Origin of the sequence: Streptomyces sp. NPDC057694, from assembly GCF_042799415.1 — a bacterium.
Classification (GTDB): Bacteria; Actinomycetota; Actinomycetes; order Streptomycetales; family Streptomycetaceae; genus Streptomyces.
In genome coordinates this window covers 42618-58822 of the sequence record NZ_JBHVIX010000018.1, presented here as the reverse complement: position 1 = coordinate 58822, position 16205 = coordinate 42618, and the positions used below count along the sequence as shown (strand labels likewise).

General features: G+C 71.5%; 15 protein-coding genes and 1 tRNA gene. 8 read left to right on the top strand and 8 right to left on the bottom strand.

Features of this window, described 5'->3' with window-relative positions; translation table 11 throughout:
- Positions 1-133: 133 nt before the first annotated feature.
- Positions 134-667, bottom strand: a complete 534-nt coding sequence (locus ACFVDP_RS30760) for a GNAT family N-acetyltransferase (RefSeq protein WP_383496797.1) — start codon at positions 665-667, stop codon at positions 134-136.
- 252 nt (positions 668-919) lie between these two features.
- Entirely contained in the window at positions 920-1681 is a 762-nt protein-coding gene (locus ACFVDP_RS30755) for a dioxygenase (RefSeq protein ID WP_383497093.1), read from the bottom strand.
- 119 nt (positions 1682-1800) lie between these two features.
- Here ACFVDP_RS30755 and ACFVDP_RS30750 point away from each other — a divergent pair, with 119 nt between their 5' ends.
- Positions 1801-2313, top strand: coding sequence for a MarR family winged helix-turn-helix transcriptional regulator (locus tag ACFVDP_RS30750; RefSeq protein ID WP_383496794.1), 513 nt, complete (start codon positions 1801-1803; stop codon positions 2311-2313).
- A gap of 27 nt (positions 2314-2340) precedes the next feature.
- Here the strand turns inward: ACFVDP_RS30750 and ACFVDP_RS30745 are convergent, their stop codons facing one another.
- Complete coding sequence (locus ACFVDP_RS30745) at positions 2341-3864, bottom strand: MFS transporter (protein ID WP_383496791.1); 1524 nt, start codon at positions 3862-3864, stop codon at positions 2341-2343.
- A gap of 123 nt (positions 3865-3987) precedes the next feature.
- Complete coding sequence (locus ACFVDP_RS30740) at positions 3988-4650, bottom strand: TetR/AcrR family transcriptional regulator (protein WP_383496788.1); 663 nt, start codon at positions 4648-4650, stop codon at positions 3988-3990.
- A gap of 247 nt (positions 4651-4897) precedes the next feature.
- Here ACFVDP_RS30740 and ACFVDP_RS30735 point away from each other — a divergent pair, with 247 nt between their 5' ends.
- Complete coding sequence (locus ACFVDP_RS30735; RefSeq protein ID WP_383496785.1) at positions 4898-6175, top strand: M6 family metalloprotease domain-containing protein; 1278 nt, start codon at positions 4898-4900, stop codon at positions 6173-6175.
- Between the two features lie 192 nt (positions 6176-6367).
- Here the strand turns inward: ACFVDP_RS30735 and ACFVDP_RS30730 are convergent, their stop codons facing one another.
- Positions 6368-8074: a class I adenylate-forming enzyme family protein gene (locus tag ACFVDP_RS30730; protein WP_383496782.1), complete on the bottom strand. Its 1707-nt coding sequence runs from the start codon at positions 8072-8074 to the stop codon at positions 6368-6370.
- Positions 8075-8271: 197 nt separating this feature from the next.
- Between ACFVDP_RS30730 and ACFVDP_RS30725 the strand changes: the two genes are divergently transcribed.
- The 6 genes from ACFVDP_RS30725 to ACFVDP_RS30700 all read left to right on the top strand — a co-directional run bounded on the left by ACFVDP_RS30725 (position 8272) and on the right by ACFVDP_RS30700 (position 12888).
- A complete protein-coding gene (locus ACFVDP_RS30725; protein ID WP_383496780.1) occupies positions 8272-10398 on the top strand; it encodes an ATP-binding protein in 2127 nt (708 codons plus the stop codon).
- Between the two features lie 107 nt (positions 10399-10505).
- Positions 10506-10578 (top strand) — tRNA-Arg (locus tag ACFVDP_RS30720).
- Between the two features lie 138 nt (positions 10579-10716).
- A complete protein-coding gene (locus ACFVDP_RS30715) occupies positions 10717-10923 on the top strand; it encodes a hypothetical protein (RefSeq protein ID WP_383496777.1) in 207 nt (68 codons plus the stop codon).
- A gap of 13 nt (positions 10924-10936) precedes the next feature.
- Positions 10937-11074: a hypothetical protein gene (locus ACFVDP_RS30710; RefSeq protein ID WP_383496775.1), complete on the top strand. Its 138-nt coding sequence runs from the start codon at positions 10937-10939 to the stop codon at positions 11072-11074.
- A 167-nt stretch (positions 11075-11241) separates the two neighbouring features.
- A complete protein-coding gene (locus ACFVDP_RS30705) occupies positions 11242-12519 on the top strand; it encodes an MFS transporter (RefSeq protein WP_383496772.1) in 1278 nt (425 codons plus the stop codon).
- 90 nt (positions 12520-12609) lie between these two features.
- Positions 12610-12888 (top strand): hypothetical protein, encoded by a 279-nt coding sequence (locus tag ACFVDP_RS30700; RefSeq protein ID WP_383496769.1) that lies wholly within the window; start codon positions 12610-12612, stop codon positions 12886-12888.
- A 28-nt stretch (positions 12889-12916) separates the two neighbouring features.
- Here ACFVDP_RS30700 and ACFVDP_RS30695 read toward each other — a convergent pair whose 3' ends face one another.
- Genes ACFVDP_RS30695 through ACFVDP_RS30685 form a run of 3 tightly spaced genes read right to left on the bottom strand, consistent with a single transcriptional unit; the run spans position 12917 to position 16036 of the window.
- A complete protein-coding gene (locus ACFVDP_RS30695) occupies positions 12917-14167 on the bottom strand; it encodes an ATP-binding protein (RefSeq protein ID WP_383496766.1) in 1251 nt (416 codons plus the stop codon).
- Positions 14160-15722 (bottom strand): circadian clock protein KaiC, encoded by a 1563-nt coding sequence (gene kaiC, locus ACFVDP_RS30690; RefSeq protein WP_383496763.1) that lies wholly within the window; start codon positions 15720-15722, stop codon positions 14160-14162. The genes ACFVDP_RS30695 and kaiC overlap by 8 nt, the downstream gene beginning before the upstream one ends.
- A complete protein-coding gene (locus tag ACFVDP_RS30685) occupies positions 15719-16036 on the bottom strand; it encodes a circadian clock KaiB family protein (protein WP_383496760.1) in 318 nt (105 codons plus the stop codon). The genes kaiC and ACFVDP_RS30685 overlap by 4 nt, the downstream gene beginning before the upstream one ends.
- Positions 16037-16205: the final 169 nt, after the last annotated feature.

The following is a 16205-nucleotide window of genomic DNA, read 5'->3' as shown; positions in this document are numbered from 1 at the left end:
GCCTCTGCCACCTGAGACGACCCCGGCGCTCTGATGGTTGCCTGTTCCTGGCCGTCGTGCCGCCCGCGAAGGTCACGAGATCCAGGGCCTTTCGTCACGCGGTCCCCTTACTCAGGTCCCTCACTCAGGTCCCTCACTCGGGTCCGTCATCCAGGTCCTTCTCGAACCAGGCCACGTCGTAGTAGCGGCCGAACTTCCGCCCGACCTCCCGGTAGGTGCCGATCGGCCGGAACCCGAAACGGGTGTGCAGCCGCACGGACGCCTCGTTGGGCTGGGTCACGCCCGCGTACGCGCGGTGCACGTCCTCGTCGGCGAGGGCCTTGAACAGCGCCTCGTACAGCAGTGTTCCGACACCGCGGCCGCCCGCGGCCGGGGCGCAGTACACGGTGACCTCCACGGAGGTGGAGTACGCCGCCTTGGGCCGGAACGCGCTCGAGGTCGCGTACCCGAGAATCCGGCCGCCATCCCCTGCCTCCTCGGCGACGAAGAGGCGGTGCGGGCCGTGGTTCGGATGCGCGTCGAGCCAGGGCCGCCGCGCTTCCGCGGTGAACGGTTCGGTGTCGAAGGTGATCGGGGTCGCCCGGACGTACTCGTTGTAGAGCTCGGTCAGCGCCTCCAGGTCGCTCTCGCGCCCCGCCCTGACCGTCGCCTCTGTCGCATCACTCATGCCCCGAGGCTAGGACGACCACCGTCGTCGTCCGCAGCCCGGTGGGGGCTCATAGGTCGTCGGTCGGCTGACGGCCGGTGGGGCTTCTCGCGCAGTTCCCCGCGCCCCTGAGGCAGGCGCTACGCGCCGCCTCCCCCTGAGGCTGCGGCCCCGCCGCGCCTCCTGATGGAGATGCCGCACGAAGTGCGCACTCCAGGGGCGCGGGGAACTGCGCGACCAGCCACGACGCACCCGCGCCCGACCACGAAAGCGTCACCCGAACTGCAGCGACCTCTTGGCCAGCCCCATCCAGAACCCGTCGATCACCGACCGCTGCACCCCCAACTCGCCGGAGGCCTCCGCGGCGCCCATCGTCACGAACAGCGGAGCGAAATGCTCGGTCCGCGGATGCGCCAGCGCGCCGGCCGGCGACTTGTGCGTGAAGTCGAGCAGCGCGTCCACGTCCCCGGCGTCCAGCGCCCGCTGCCCCCAGTCGTCGAACTCCACCGACCACGAAGGAATGCCTCCCTGTCGCAGCGCCGCAAGATTGTGCGTGAAGAACCCGGAGCCGACGATGAGCACGCCCTCGTCACGCAGCGGAGCCAGCCGCCGCCCGATGTCCATCAGCTTCTGCGGGTCGAGCGTCGGCATGGAGACCTGGAGGACGGGGATGTCGGCGTCCGGGTACATCTCGACGAGCGGGACGTACGCGCCGTGGTCGAGGCCCCGGTCCGGCACGTCCTGCACCGGGATTCCCGGAGCGCGCAGCAACTTGCGTACGGAGTCGGCGAGTTCGGGCGCGCCCGGGGCCGCGTACGTCACCTGGTAGTAGTGCTCGGGGAAGCCCCAGAAGTCGTAGACGAGCGGGATCGTCTCGATCGCGCCGAGGGCGAGCGGGGCCTCCTCCCAGTGCGCCGAGACCATCAGGATCGCCTTGGGGCGGGGCAGACCGGCCGACCAGGCGGCGAGCTGGCCGGGCCAGAGCGCGTCGTCGGCGAGCGGCGGGGCGCCGTGGGAGAGGTAGAGCGCGGGCATGCGCTCGGGTGCCAGAGGGGCGGTCACGACGAACCTCCTTGAAGTTTCAAGTGCTGCTGTACACGAAAGTACGCGCCAATTGTTTAATATTCAAGAAGGAGGTCTCTACGATGGATGCCATGGAGCCGAAGAACAGCGCGGACAGCACCGAGCCCCCGTGGCTCACCGAGGACGAACAGCACACCTGGCGGGCGTACCTCCATGCCACCACGCTCCTGGAGGATCACCTCGACCGGCAACTCCAGCGCGACGCGAAGATGCCGCACGTGTACTTCGGGCTCCTGGTCAAGCTGAGCGAGTCCCCCCGCAAGCGGCTGCGGATGACGGAGCTGGCGCGGGACGCGAAGATCACCCGTTCCCGCCTGTCGCACGCGATCGCCCGCCTGGAGGCGAACGGCTGGGTGCGCCGCGAGGACTGCCCCTCGGACAAGCGCGGCCAGTTCGCGGTGCTCACCGAGGAGGGGCTCGGCGTCCTGGAGCGGACCGCTCCGGGCCATGTGGCGGCCGTCCGGCACGCCCTCTTCGACCGGCTCGACGCGGAACAGCAGAAGTCCCTCGGCGAGATCATGCGGATCGTCGCCGAGGGACTTCAGCCGAAGGAGGCCGGGGCGGACCTCCCCTGGCTCAGGTGAGGCCGCCCACCGGGGCCGGTACCGGGATCAGTGCGCGATCACCGGCACCTTGAACTCGTCCTCGACACCGTCCGCGTCGCCGGACGTGGCCGAGGCCGACCCGACACCCGGGACACCGGTGTTGATGAGGGTGAAGGCGATCGTCGCCGAGACGAGCAGGATGCCGACGGCCCACCAGATGGCGTGGCTGTAGCCGCTCACCAGGGCCTGCGCCTGCAGCAGCTGCGGGTTGCGGGCACCGGCGGCGTGGTCCACCAGGTACGAGGTGGTGGCCGAGGCGGCGATCGTGTTCAGCAGAGCGGTGCCGATGGCGCCGCCGACCTGCTGCGAGGTGTTGACCATCGCGGAGGCGACGCCCGCGTCCCGCGCCTCGACACCGATCGTGGCGAGCGACATGGCCGGCATGAACGCCGTACCCATACCGAGGCCGAGCAGCAGCTGGGCCGGGAGGATCAGAGCCGGGTAGGAGGCGTCGACCGACAGCTGGGTCAGCAGACCCATGCCGAGCGCGGCGACCAGGAAGCCCGGGCCCATCAGCAGGCGCGGCGGCACGCGGGTCATCAGGCGGGCGCCGATCTGGGTGGAGCCCGTGATCATGCCCGCGATCATCGGCATGAACGCGAAGCCGGTCTTGACCGGCGAGTAGCCCTTCACGACCTGGAGGTAGTAGGTCAGGAAGAGGAACAGGCCGAACATGCCGATGACGGCGAGACCGAGCGAGGCGTAGACACCGCCGCGGTTGCGGTCGGCGACGACGCGCAGCGGCAGCAGCGGGTGCTTGACCCGCGCCTCGACGGCGACGAAGGCGAGCAGCAGCACGGCGGCGGCGACGAACATGCCGATGGTGGTCGCGTCGGACCAGCCGTTGGTCTCGGCGCGCGTGAAGCCGTAGACGAGCGAGACCAGGCCGAGGGTGGAGAGCAGCACGCCGGGGATGTCGAGCGGCGAGCGGTTGCGGCCGCCGGCCGGCTCACGGATGACGAGGACGGCACCGGCGGCGGCGACGATCGCGAACGGGATGTTCACGAAGAACGTCCAGCGCCAGTTCAGGTACTCGGTGAGGAAACCGCCGAGGATGAGGCCGACGGCGCCACCGCCACCGGCGATCGCACCGTAGATGCCGAACGCCTTGGCGCGCTCCTTGGCGTCCGTGAACATCACGGCGAGCAGGGAGAGCGCGGCCGGGGCGAGGAGGGCGCCGAAGAGGCCCTGGAGGGCTCGGGCGCCGAACATCATGGCCTCGTTCTGCGCGGCACCGCCGATCGCGGAGGCGAGGGCGAAGCCGATCAGGCCGGTGACGAAGGTCTGCTTGCGGCCCCACAGGTCGGCGATGCGCCCGCCGAACAGGAGCAGGCCGCCGAAGGCGAGCGCGTAGGCCGTGATGACCCACTGCTTGTTGCCGTCGGATATGCCCAGGTCGCTCTGGGCGGCGGGCAGGGCGATGTTCACGATGGTGGCGTCGAGGACCACCATCAGCTGGGCGAGCGCGATGAAGACGAGAGCCTTCCAGCGCCGCGCGTCGGGTGCCGTGTCAGGCAAGGGCGTACCCACAGCGGGACTCCAAGTCGTGAATAAGCGTGAGAATTCGGGTGCGTACGAGCATGCGCGGGGCCCCGTGACGTACAGGGCGCGCCCGGACGATGCGCGTAGGGAAATGCAGGATCGGGCGAGGAGCTAGTCCTGGCGGAGGTCCTCCAAGGTCGCGGCCTCACCCGGGAGTTCCGAGCGGGCGGGTGTCATCAGGCCGTCGAGGAACAGCTGCAGATGACGGTGGACGTAGCGGTCGAAGCCCAGGCATGCCGTGCCGGGCAGCGGCCTGGTGAGCTGGGAGAGGGCGACCATCAGGTCCCCGACGCCGACGTCGGGGCGCAGCCGCCCGGCCGCGTGGGCGCGCCCGATGAGGTCCTCGATGGCGGCGGTGAGCCGGTCCAGGGAGGCGACCACCTCGGGGTGCTCCTGGTCGAAGGTCGCGTTGAGCAGCGGACACAGCGCGCCGATGCGCTCGTCCGCGGCGGCGTGCACGAAGCCGCGCAGCACCTCGAAGGAGTCCTCGCCGGCGTCCTCGGCGGTGAGGGCCTGCTCCGCGTGGTCCGTCACATGGTCGGTGACTGTGAGGACGACGTGGTGCAGCAGCTCTCCCCGGTCCTTGAAGTTCCGGTAGAGCGTGGCGTTGCCGACGCCCGCGCGGCGGGCCACCTCGTCGAGCGGGAGTTCCGTCCCGTGCTCGACGAGCAGCTCGCGCGCGGCGGCCACGATCCGCTCCCGGTTGCGCACGGCGTCGGCCCGCGGGCGCGGGACGCGGCGCTGCGGCTGCTCGGTCACGGGGGCGGTGGCCACGACGGTCTCCTTCTGTACTGGGTCTGGGGCTGAGTCCGGATTCGCGAAGCGGGGAGCAGGTCCCCGCTTCGTCGGACACCTATCCCAAACGGGGAAACCGTCCCCGGTTATTTCCCGCCCTCATGTGACCTGGCTCACACGCCTCCGGCGCAGAAACCCACGATCGGCGCACCCAGCGCGCGACCCGCCGCACCTCGTCACAGGGTGATCGAAACGGACCCCGGACCACGACGGTGAGGCGGATCGGATGCGGCAGCAGATACGCAGGGGCCGGCGCGGCGGCGCGCTGCTCGCCGGGGCCACCGCGGTGGCTCTCGCGCTGACCATGTCCGCCAGCACCGGCCGGACCGTCGACAGCCGGCCGACCGCCGCGGGCCCCGTGTCACTGGCCCGGGCCACCTCCCTCGGCTCCTGCATGATCCGCGGCACGATGGGCGTCCAGATGTCGGAGGGCGTCCCCACCGCCTCCGGCTACGCCCGCTCCACCGGCACCGTCCACGCGCTCAACCTGATGGTCGACTTCCCCGACGCCCCCGGCGAGGGCCGGGCCACGGACCGGCTCGCGGAGTTCTTCCCGCAGACCCAGCGCTGGTTCGCCACCGCCTCGTACGGCAAGCTCGACTACGTTCCCGAGGCCCCGATCAGGCACTGGCTGCGGATGCCGAAGGCGTTCGGCGCGTACGGGATAGAGCGCGGCGCCCCCTTCGACCCCGGCTACCGCGAGCTGGTCGACGACATCGTGGCGGCTGCCGACCCGGACGTGGACTTCCGCGCCTACGACCTCGTGAACATCCTGGTCACCCCGAACGCCGGGCCGTCCGCCCTGGACACCGTGCTGTCGGTGACCTTCGCGGGCAACCACGACGCCCCCGTCGCCGACGGGGTGCCGCTGTCGAACATGTCCTTCGTCTACTCCCGGCAGGACGACGGCTCGGGCTCCTACGCGGAGACCGGCTACCGCGTCCTGCCGCACGAGAACGGGCACGTCTTCGGCCTGCCCGACCTCTACACCCAGGACGGCGGGGGCGCCGTCGGGCACTGGGACATCATGAGCGAGGACTGGGGCGTGGGGAACGATCTGCTCGGCTGGCACAAGTGGAAGCTGGGCTGGCTCGACGACTCCCAGATCCGCTGCGCCGCCCAGCCGGGCACCACCCAGCACGTGATCTCGCCGATGTCGGCGCAGGGCGGCGGTACGAAGGTGGCGTTCGTGCCGCTGACCGAGAAGACCGGGTACGCGGTCGAGGTGCGGACGCCGGGCGGCAACGACGAGGCGGTGTGCCGGCCCGGGGTGCTCATCTACCGGGTCGACGCCGATGTGGACACCGGGCACGGGCCCGTCGCCGTGGAGGACGCGACGCCGGACTCCGGCGGCTGCACGCGCCGCCCCAACGTCCACGCCGAGCTGTCCGACGCCACGTGGCGCCCCGGCGAGGTCTTCCGTGACCGGAAGTCGGGGGTCCGCATCGCGGTGACCGGAGTCGACGCATCCGGCGACTACCGAGTCTCCGTCACCCGCAAATAGGGACCGTCGCCGAGTGCGGGTCGCGTCGTGGCTGGTCGCGCAGTTCCCCGCGCCCCTGAGATGCGCACTTCGTGCGCCATCTCATCGGGAGGCTGCGCGAAGCGCATGCCTCAGGGGCGCGGGGAACTGCGCGAGAAGCGGCCACCGGCCCGCGGACGAACGACGGAACTGAGCACCCAGCCCCCGTCGGGCCTAGACGAACCCGCGCCGCACCTCCCGCTTCAACACCTTCCCCGTAGCATTACGGGGCAATTCGACCTCCTGCACCACCACCCGCTCAGGCACCTTGAACCCGGCCAGCGACCGCGCGGCGAACTCCCGTACCCGGGCCGCATCGAGCCCCGAACCGGCCCGAGCCCGCACCACCGCCGCGACCACCTCCCCGAGCACGGGATCCGGCACCCCCACGACGGCGGCCTCCAGTACATCGGGATGCCCGTGCAGCACGCCCTCGACCTCGACGCAGTACACGTTCTCCCCGCCCCGGATCACCATGTCCTTGATCCGGTCGACGACGCTGATCAGCCCGTCGGAGGAGATCTCGGCGAGGTCCCCGGTCCTGAACCACCCGTCGTCGGTGAAGGCCGCCCCGGTCGCCGCCGGATCATCCCAGTAGCCCCGGATCAGACACTGCCCGCGCAACCACAGCTCCCCCACCTCCCCCTCGCCGAGCGCCACCCCGCCCGGATCGACGACCCGCGCCTCGACGGCCGGCGCGGGCCGCCCCACGCTGCCGGGCAGCCGCCGGTACTGCTCGCCGAAGTTGGCGCTGATGCCGCCGAGCGTCTCGGTGAGCCCGTAGCCGTTACGGGGTTCGATGCGTTCGCCGAAGCGGGCGGTGAGCCGGGCCACCAGTTCCGGCGGCGCGGCGGCACCACCCGTGTTGAACATGGCCAGGGTCGGCAGGTCGTCGTCCAACTCGTCCGCGCGGGCGAGGAGTTGCAGAGCCGTCGCCGGTACGCCCCCGAAACTCCCGATGCCGTGCTCCCGGATCAGCGCGAGCGCGGCATCGGTGTCCCACTTGCGCATCAGCACGAGCGTGCCGCCCGCCGCCATGGCCCCGTAGAACCCGGTGAAGGCGGCGACATGGAAGAAGGGGAAGGTGAGCAGCCCGGGAAGGAGCGGCCCCTGCCCGGGGATCACACCCCGCCCGAGGGACGAAAGCGCCGCGAAATAGCGGGGGTTGGCGATGGCCGCCATGTGCGCGTGGTGCGTGGCGACGGCGCCCTTGGGGCGGCCGGTGGTGCCGGAGGTGTAGAGGATCGTGGCGTCCGCGTCCGGGGAGACGTCGACATCGGGCGGCCCGAGCAGCGGATCGGCGACGGGCAGATCGGCGTACCGCTCGACGCGCGGACCGCCCACCGCGCGCCCCTCCTCGTGGCAGACCAGCGTCCAGGGCCGCTCACTGTCGCCGACGCCGGCCAGCCAGGGCGCGACGCGCTCGTACCGTTCCCCGTCGACGAACAGCACGCGCGGGCGGCAGTCGTCGAGGGCGTACGCCAGCTCGTCCGCGGTCCACCAGGAGTTCAGCGGCACCGCCACCAGGCCCGCCAACTGGGCCGCCCAGAAGCCGACTTGCCACTCGGGATGGTTGCGCAGGGCGATGACGGCGCGGTCGCCGGGCCGCAGCCCGTAGCCGCCCTCGCTCTCGGCGGCGAGGAAACGGCGGGCCAGCGCGCACGCCGCCGCGAAGAACTCGCCGTACGTGAGCCGCCCGGTGTCGGCGATCAGAAAGGGCGTGTCGCCGAACGCCCACGTCGTCTCGGCGAACTCCCGCAGCGTGCGCGGCCCTTCGGCGTAGAACAGGCGTCCGCCCTCGTCACGTACGACGGCGAAGGGCGCACCGGGGGCGGTGAGCAGGGCTTCCAGGGCTCTCAGGTCTTCCGGGGACGAGGCCATACCGGACGGTACGTCGCTGTCCCCGGCCCGCGTCAAGGCGCCTGCACCGTCCACCCTTCGGCCGCCTCTTGACTGCATCGGGCAGGTGTCCCCCGTTCGAGTGACAGGCGGTCTCCGGGTGTGCAACGCTCCGTGTCTGGAAACCGGTCCACCAGGGGAGTCCTCCGGAGTCCCGCTGGGAGAGGTGAGTTCCCCCCATGGCCACGCAGAGCGACAACCCCAAGTACGGCAACCTGCCCCTGGAGACCACGGCGTTCGTCGGCCGGGCCCGGCAGACGGACGAGGTCCTGGAGGCCTTCGGCACAGCACGGCTCGTCACCCTCACCGGCCCGGGGGGCATCGGCAAGACCCGGATCGCGCTGCGGGCCGCCGCGCGGACCGCGCCCGGATTCGCCCAGGGCGCCTGGCTCGTGGAGCTCTCCCCGGTCCTCTCCCCCGACCTGCTGGAGCACACGGTCGCGGGCGTCCTGGGGGTGGCCGACCAGACGAACCGCCCGCTCATCGACGTGCTCTCGGACTATCTGCGCGAGCGCGAACTGCTCCTCGTCCTGGACACCTGCGAGCACCTCGTCGAGGAGTGCGCCGAGCTGGCCCGCACGCTGCTCGCGGCGGCGCCCGGCCTGCGGATCCTGGCCACCAGCAGGCAGGCCCTCGGCATCCCCGACGAACACCGCGTCGCCGTCGGCCCCATGGACACCGGCCCCGAGGGCGAGGCCCCGGCGCTGCTGCGCGCCCGCGCCTGGCCCGACGACCACGAGCCGGAACAGGCCGAGCAGGCCGAACTGGCGCGGCTCTGCGACCTGTTGGACGGCGTTCCGCTCGCCATCGAACTGGCCGCCGGCCTGCTGCGCGCCACGTCCGTCGACCACCTCGTCCACCGCCTCGACGAACGCATGAACGTACTGTCGTCGAACGCCGGCGCCGAGCCGCCCGTCACCGACGACGGCCTCGACGAAGGCCTCGACGACTGCGTCCCCTCCCTCCACCGGCCCGTCCGGCACAGCGGCCTGCGCACCACCATCGGCTGGAGCCACGAGTGGTGCACCCCGCAGGAGCGGCTGCTGTGGGCGCGGCTCTCCGTCTTCCCCGGCAGCTTCGACACCCGCGCCGTCGATTTCGTGTGCAGCTCGGAGCCGCTCGCCGACTGCGATCTCACCGAGGTCCTGCACGGCCTCGTCGCCAAGTCCGTGCTGCTGCGGGAGGGCCCGCCGCAGGAGTCCCGCTACCGGCTGCTCGACACCGTGCGCGAGTACGGCGCCGAATGGCTCGACCGGCTCGGCGAGAGCGACCGGCTGCGGCTGCGCCACCGCGACTACTACCGGCTCCTGGCGCACCGCGGCGAGCAGGAGTGGATCGGCCCCGACCAGGCGCAGTGGCAGGCCCGCACCGCCACCGAGCTGCCCAACCTGCGGGCCGCCCTCGCCACGTGCCTGGCCACCGAGCCCGACACGGCCCTGGAGATGGCGAGCGACCTCGTCTACTTCTGGTTCTGCTGCGGGCATCTGCGCGAGGGGCGGCACTACACCGAGGCGGCCCTGGCCCTCGCCCCCGACCGGCCGCGCGGCACCGCGCGGGCGCTGTGGTCGTGCGGCATGGTCGCCGTCGGCCAGGGCGACCTGGAGGCCGCGACCCGGCTGACGGCCGAGGCGCGGACCCTCGCCGAGAAGTACGACGACGAACCCGCGCTGGCCGGCGCCCTGTGCGTGCACGCCAGCGCCCTGACCCTCCAGGGCGCCCCCGACCAGGCCCTTCCCCTCTACGCGGCGGCGCACGAACAGGCCGCCCGCACCGGGCCGCGCATCATCGAACTGATCTCGCTGCCCGTGTGGGGCTACGCCCACATGATGCTCGGCGACGCCGACGGCGTCCGGGCCCGCGTCGACCGCCTCAAGGAGCTGACCTCCCCGATCGGCGAGATGTGGGCGGGCGCCTACGCCGACTACGTCTGGGGCAACCAGTGCATCGCCCAGGGCAGCCCCGCCGAGGCGATCGCCCCCCTGTGCTCCTCCCTCGAAGCCAAGTGCCACCTGGACGACCTCTACGGCATCGCGGTCACCCTGGACTCCCTCGCCCTCGCGGCCACCGGCGACCGTCGCCCCGAACTGGCGGCCCGCATCTTCGGCCTGGTCGACCGCGCCTGGAACATCCTGGGCACCCCGCACCTCGGCTCCCCGGAGATGACCGAACACCGCCACACCTGCGAATCAGCGGTCCGCACGGCGCTTCCCCCGGAGACTTTCACCACCCTCTACGCCGAGGGGGCGGACTCCCCCTCGATCCACAAGGGCGTGACAGACCTCCTCGAAACCCTGGACACCCCCTGACCCGCCGCCCTCCCGGGGCCGCCCACGCCCCCAAGCCCTCCACCCCACCAAACCACCCTCCGCTACACTGACCGCGGCGGCCCCGCACCACCTGGCCGCCTTGTCCCGCCTTCGTAGCTCAGGGGATAGAGCACCGCTCTCCTAAAGCGGGTGTCGCAGGTTCGAATCCTGCCGGGGGCACACCATGAAGGGCCAGTTCAGAGGCTTGATCCTCTTGAACTGGCCCTTTGCCGTGATCCCGGCCCCGCGGGCACATCGTGGCGAGCGTGGGGAGCTACGATCTCGCCCACAACACGGGAGGGGACGATATTCGTGGCTATGGGACTCGCAGGGCTGCCCGGCAGAGAGTGGATGATCCGGAACGCGAAGGGGCGGAAGTACCACTTCGACTCGGAGGAGGAGGCGTTCGCCGAACTCGCCGAGCACGGGGAGGGTGCCACCGTATGGAGCAGAGACGTCTACCGGGTGCTGTTCATTACGCGGTCTGTTGACGGCTGGAAGCAGGTTCCCGGCCCACGCGGATAGTGTGCCCCCTTTCGTGCTCGAGCCGCCCGCAGTAGGCCGCTCCTCCCGCTTCGCGCTGTCCAAGGACGGAACACCGGTTCGTCGCTTCCTGAACGGCATGGCCGTGGTCTTCGTCGTCGCGCTCGGTATCAGGATCTCCTTGGCTCTGTGAGGGGCAGGCGGTCTCACCGCAATCTCGACGGCCGAACGAGCAAGTCTCCAGCGTTGTAGGGCAGTTCCCTCTGGTGCGGGCATCTCGACGAGCGGGCCCGATGTCAGTGCCGTGTGGCACTGTCGGCCCCGTGATCATCGTCATCGTCGGGATCGATCGGGGGGCCAATGGCGGCCAGTGATGAGGCGGCCGAGGGGACCGTGGAGACCGGTGTCGTCCGGGTCCCGGAGGTGTGCGACGAGAAGCATGGACAGGACCGGCTGCCTCGGGACTACACGCTGTGGCTCGTCGGCATTCTGGTGTCGCTCGTGGGCAATGAGGTCTTCTACTTCGCTCTCGGCTGGGAGGCCAGCGAGCATGGCGGGAGCGTCGCGGCGCTGGCCCTGAGCGCGATCACGCTGCCCCGCGTCCTGCTCCTCCTCGTCGGAGGAGCGGTCAGCGACCGCGTCAGCGCACGCCGTGTCCTGATCACCGGCGACGCGGCGATGCTGGTCTTCTCGCTCGCCCTCGCGACCGCCGCCTACTACTTGGGGGCCACGCCCTTGTTGCTCATCGCGACGGGCGTTGCGGTCGGCGTCGTCGACGCGTTCTATCTGCCGGCCTCGGGGTCCATGCCCCGCCGCCTGGTGGCCAAGGGCCAGTTGCCTCGTGCGTTGTCCCTCAGGCAGGTCGGCGGCCAGGTGATCAGCATGGGAGGCGGTCCGCTGGCCGGCGTGCTGGTCGGCCTGGTCGGGTTCGCGGGCGCCGCTTTCGTCAACGCGCTCACCTTCGCCTTCACTCTGGTTGTCCTGATCGCCGTCCGTCCCCGGCACGACGTGCCTCGGGTCCCGAAGACGGACGGTCTCCTGAAGGAAGCCTTGAGCGGGGTGAAGGTGGCCTTCTCCCATCCGGTGCTGCGCCCGGGGCTGTTGCTCACTGGGGCGGCGGCCGGTTTCCTGCTGCCCGTGCTGTCCCTGCTGGTCCCCTTGCTCGCACGCGAGGAGGAGTGGGGCGCGGGAGCTGCCGGGCTGGTGCTCGGAGCGCAGGGCGTGGGCATGGTGGCGGTCACCCTGGTGGTGGTGAGGCGCGGCCCGCTGGGACGGCCCGGTCTGATGGCGGCGAGCGCGCTGATCCTGGCGGGTGTGGGCGTGCTCGTGCTCGGTCTTTCCCCCGGCGCGACCGCATCCGTCGCCGCCGGCCTGGTCATCGGAATCGGTAACGGGACGTTCTCCGCGCACATCGCGCCGCTGGTTCTCGCGTCGTCACCCGACTCCCACTTGTCCCGGATCCAGGCGGTGTTGGTACTCGTGCAGAGCTCGGCCCTGTTGCTGATGAACAACGTGCTCGGCGCACTCGTCGACCTTCGGGGCGCCACCGTCGTCGTTGTCGCCTGTGCCGTCATGCTCGTCGGCGTGGGGCTCACGGGTCTGGCCTCGGGCCCCCTCGAAACGACCGAACGGGACTGAGGCGCCGCTGACTTCAACCGCCGCTCGTTCCTGGAGGGCCTGCGACCGCTCCAGGTACTCTCAACGGCCCTGAGTGACAAGGAAGACCCAGTGAACAGACAGGCCCCGCGCAGCGCCACGATTCTCTACTCGATAGCGGCGACCTGCGCCGTCATAGGCGCTCTGTTGTGGGTGCGCAGCCGGACCGGTTCGACCCTCCTGCTCTACTCCGGCTCGTACGGGTCCTCGTTCGACGCCGACGGATACAGCCCGTCGGCCTGGCAGGTGTGGTCGTCGGACCTGCCCGATTCGCGGCTCGCGCTGTATCTCCTCGGCTCCGCGATCGTGCTGGCCGTCGCGGCGCGGCTGGTCTCCGTCTGGCGGGACTGAAGAGGCGGCCGTTCTGAGGACATGACGGTCAGGGCTCCTCCGGCGCCCGCCGCAGCCGCAGGCAGAACGCGGGCCCCGCGTCGGCTTGACCGGCCTCGTACCAGGCGTCGCCCCCCGCCGCCCGCGCGAGCCTGCGGACGATCCACAGGCCGAGGCCCGTGCCCCGGCGCGCGCCGGTGCCGCGGGCGAAGCGGTGGAAGAGGTCGGGGACCGCGGGCGGTGGGACGCCGGGGCCGTCGTCGTGGACGCGGAGGACGATGTCGTCTCCCGGCGCCGGCGCGGGGGTGACACTGACGCTGACCGGTGGGCGGCCGTAGGTGAAGGCGTTCTCCAGGTAGTTGGCCAGCATCTCCCAGAGGTCGCCGCGGTCCACGTACGCCTCGACGTCGGGCGGGCAGTCCACGTCCACCTGGGGCGCGTCCTCGCCGAGCTGGCCGAGGTGTTCCAGGACGAATTCGAGGACGGGGACGGGCAGCGGGGCGGCGTCGGTGGCCTCCGCGTCGATGCGGGCCGCGGCGAGGTGTTTGCGGACGAGGGCCCGCAGCCGTTCGGTGCTGTCGATGATGCGGTGCGCGATGTCCTCGCGCTGGGCGTCCGTGAGGTGGGGGCCCGTGTCCCGCAGGGTGTGCGCGAGGACGCCGATGGTGGCCAGCGGCGTGCGCAGTTCGTGCGCGGTGACCGCGATCATGGTGCCCTGGCGGTCGAGTTCCGCCTCCAGCGCGCGCTGCGCCCGGTGCCGCTCGGTGACGTCGCGCAGCGTCGCGATGTAGAGGCGTTCGCCCAGTGCGTGCGTCTCGGTGACCCGCATCTCGACCATGCGTGCCGGGCCGGCGGCGGGCAGCACGAGGTCGATCTCCGTCCCCCCGCCGGACGTGACCGGGAAGCCGAAGGGGAGGTGGAGGAGCTCTCCGGCGGAGCGGCCGAACAGGGCGGCGGCGGCCGGGTTGCAGAGCCTGATCATCCCTTCGTCGTCGACCACGACGATCCCGTCGGGCACCTCCGCCAGGACCGCCTCGCTCGGGTGACCGTGCACCACGCCGGGCACTGCACCGGACACCACGCCGGGCACCGTTCCGGGCACGGTGCCCGGCGCCACACCGGGAGCCGCGCCCGGCACCCTGCCGTGCCCCGCACCCCCGCACCCGGTACCGGACCCCGCACCCTTGGCCCCCGCCCCCCGCGCCACCCCGTCCACCGCGCCGTCCGGCGAGCGGCCCGGCCCGCTGCCCGGCTCCTCACCGCTCACGGCCGGGTCCGCCGGCCGTTCCGCTTCAGCCATCGGCATCCCCGTCGGGACGGCGCACGTCCCGCTCGCCCGGCCGCTCCCCGCCCGCCTGAGGGGAGGGCTGGGCCAGGCCGCCGGGGGCCGCCGGGTCGACCGTGCCGAGGACGCTGGACAGGCCGCGCATCGGATCGCCGATGTGCATCCCGGTGTTGTCGATCTCGAACCGGCGGATGCTGTGGTCGTGGGCGGAACCGCGCGTCTGCAGAACGGCGATGCCCCGCTGGATCTCGCCCCCGGTCTCCACGTACCGCAGCAGGATCGTCACGTCGGTGAGGCTGGCGACCTCCATCGCGATCGCCGGGGTGACGGTCGGGGTGACCCGGCCGGTCGGCGCCGAGGTCAGCAGGGTCGTGATCTCGTGGTGCCGGAGCACCGCGCCCAGGGCGATGACGAAGTCGAGCAGCGCGCGGGAGCTGACGATCCGTTCGAGCGCGGAGAGGGTGTCGATGGCCACCCGCGAGGGACCGAACTCCTCGATGACGCGCCGGATCCGCAGGAAGTGATCCTCCGGCGAGGCCACTTCGGGATATTCGGAGACGATGCGCAGCAGGCCCGATCCCTCCATGGCGTCGAGGTCGAGGCCCCAGCTCGCGGCGTTGCGGGCGAGCTGTTCGCGGGTCTCGTCGAAGGTCTGGAGCAGACAGCGCTCTCCGGCCCGGACGGCGGCGGCCGCGAAGAACAGGCTCGTCAGGGTCTTGCCGGTGCCGGTCGGGCCGGTGAGGAGCACGATCGAGTCCCGGAAGAAGCCGCCGCCGCACATGGCGTCGAGGTCGCGGTTGCCGGAGGAGACGCGCTCGGTCGACGCCCGTTCGCGCGGCCGCAGGAAGGCGAGCGGCATGATCACGATGCCTTCGCGCGGGCTGATGGTGAACAGCCACTCCCCGGTGCGGTGGCTGGTACCGCGGAACTTGATGATCTCGACGGTCCGCCGCCGCCGCTCGGCCCTCAGGACGTTGCGCAGGATGATGACGTTGTCCAGGACGAACTCCTCGACGCCGAGGCGCGACACGCTGTTGTACTCCTCGGGCCGCTCCGAGGTGATCACGGTGGTCACCCCGAGCAGGTCGAGGGCCGAGACGATGCGGAACAGTTCGTGCCGCAGGGAACCGAAGCCGTTCAGGTTGCCGAAGACCGCGCCGAGCGAGTCGAGCGCGACGCGCCGGGCGCCGATCCGGCGGACCGCGTGCGCGATGCGCACGGTCAGGGCGCCCAGGTCGAACGCCCCGATCGTCGCCGCCTCCATGGCGATGTCCGCCGAGGCGTCGACGAATGTCCACTTACCCGTCGCCTCCCACTCCGCGATGGGGAAGCCCAGTGAGGCGACATTGGTGCGGATGGCGTCGGGGTCCTCCTCGAAGGTGACGAACACCCCCGGATCGCCGTGGTTCTGCACTCCCCGCGCGAGGAACTCGATGGCGAACAGGGTCTTGCCGCTGCCCGTCGTCCCGGCCACCAGCGTCGAGCGCCCCGCGGGCAGCCCGCCCAGCGCGATCTGGTCGAAGCCGTTGATGCCGGTAGGGATCCTCGGGATGGCGTCGGTGTCAGTCATCGCCCCCCCCTCTCCTCGGAGAGTTCGGCCGAGTCGGGCAATCCGAGCGCGAGAGCCGCACGGCGTTCGTCGGACAGGTCGCCGATGACGCGTCGTTGCGGGAGCGGTGCGATCCTGATGACGGTCGGGGTCGCCAGGATGCGGTGCTCCTCGGCCAGTTCGGGCCGGTCCACGACATCGATCACAGTGACTTCGTAACCGTCCACGAGCCGGGATGCGCACAACCGGCGCAGATTCGACCGGGCGGCGTCGGAGCGTTCCGTCGCTCCGGCCACGTACAGGGTGAAGACGTAGGTGCCCGCGTCGCGGGTCATCGGTGGTCCCTGACCGGACGGCGCCGTGGCCCTGACTCCCGTACGGGAATCAGCTCATGGCGTGGTGCCGGATCGCCTGCGCCGCTCATCGCGAAGCCTCCGCAGTCTGGCTGCTCCCTTCACGCTACGCAGCACCGGCGGTGACGGCCAGAGCCCTTTCGGAAAGGCG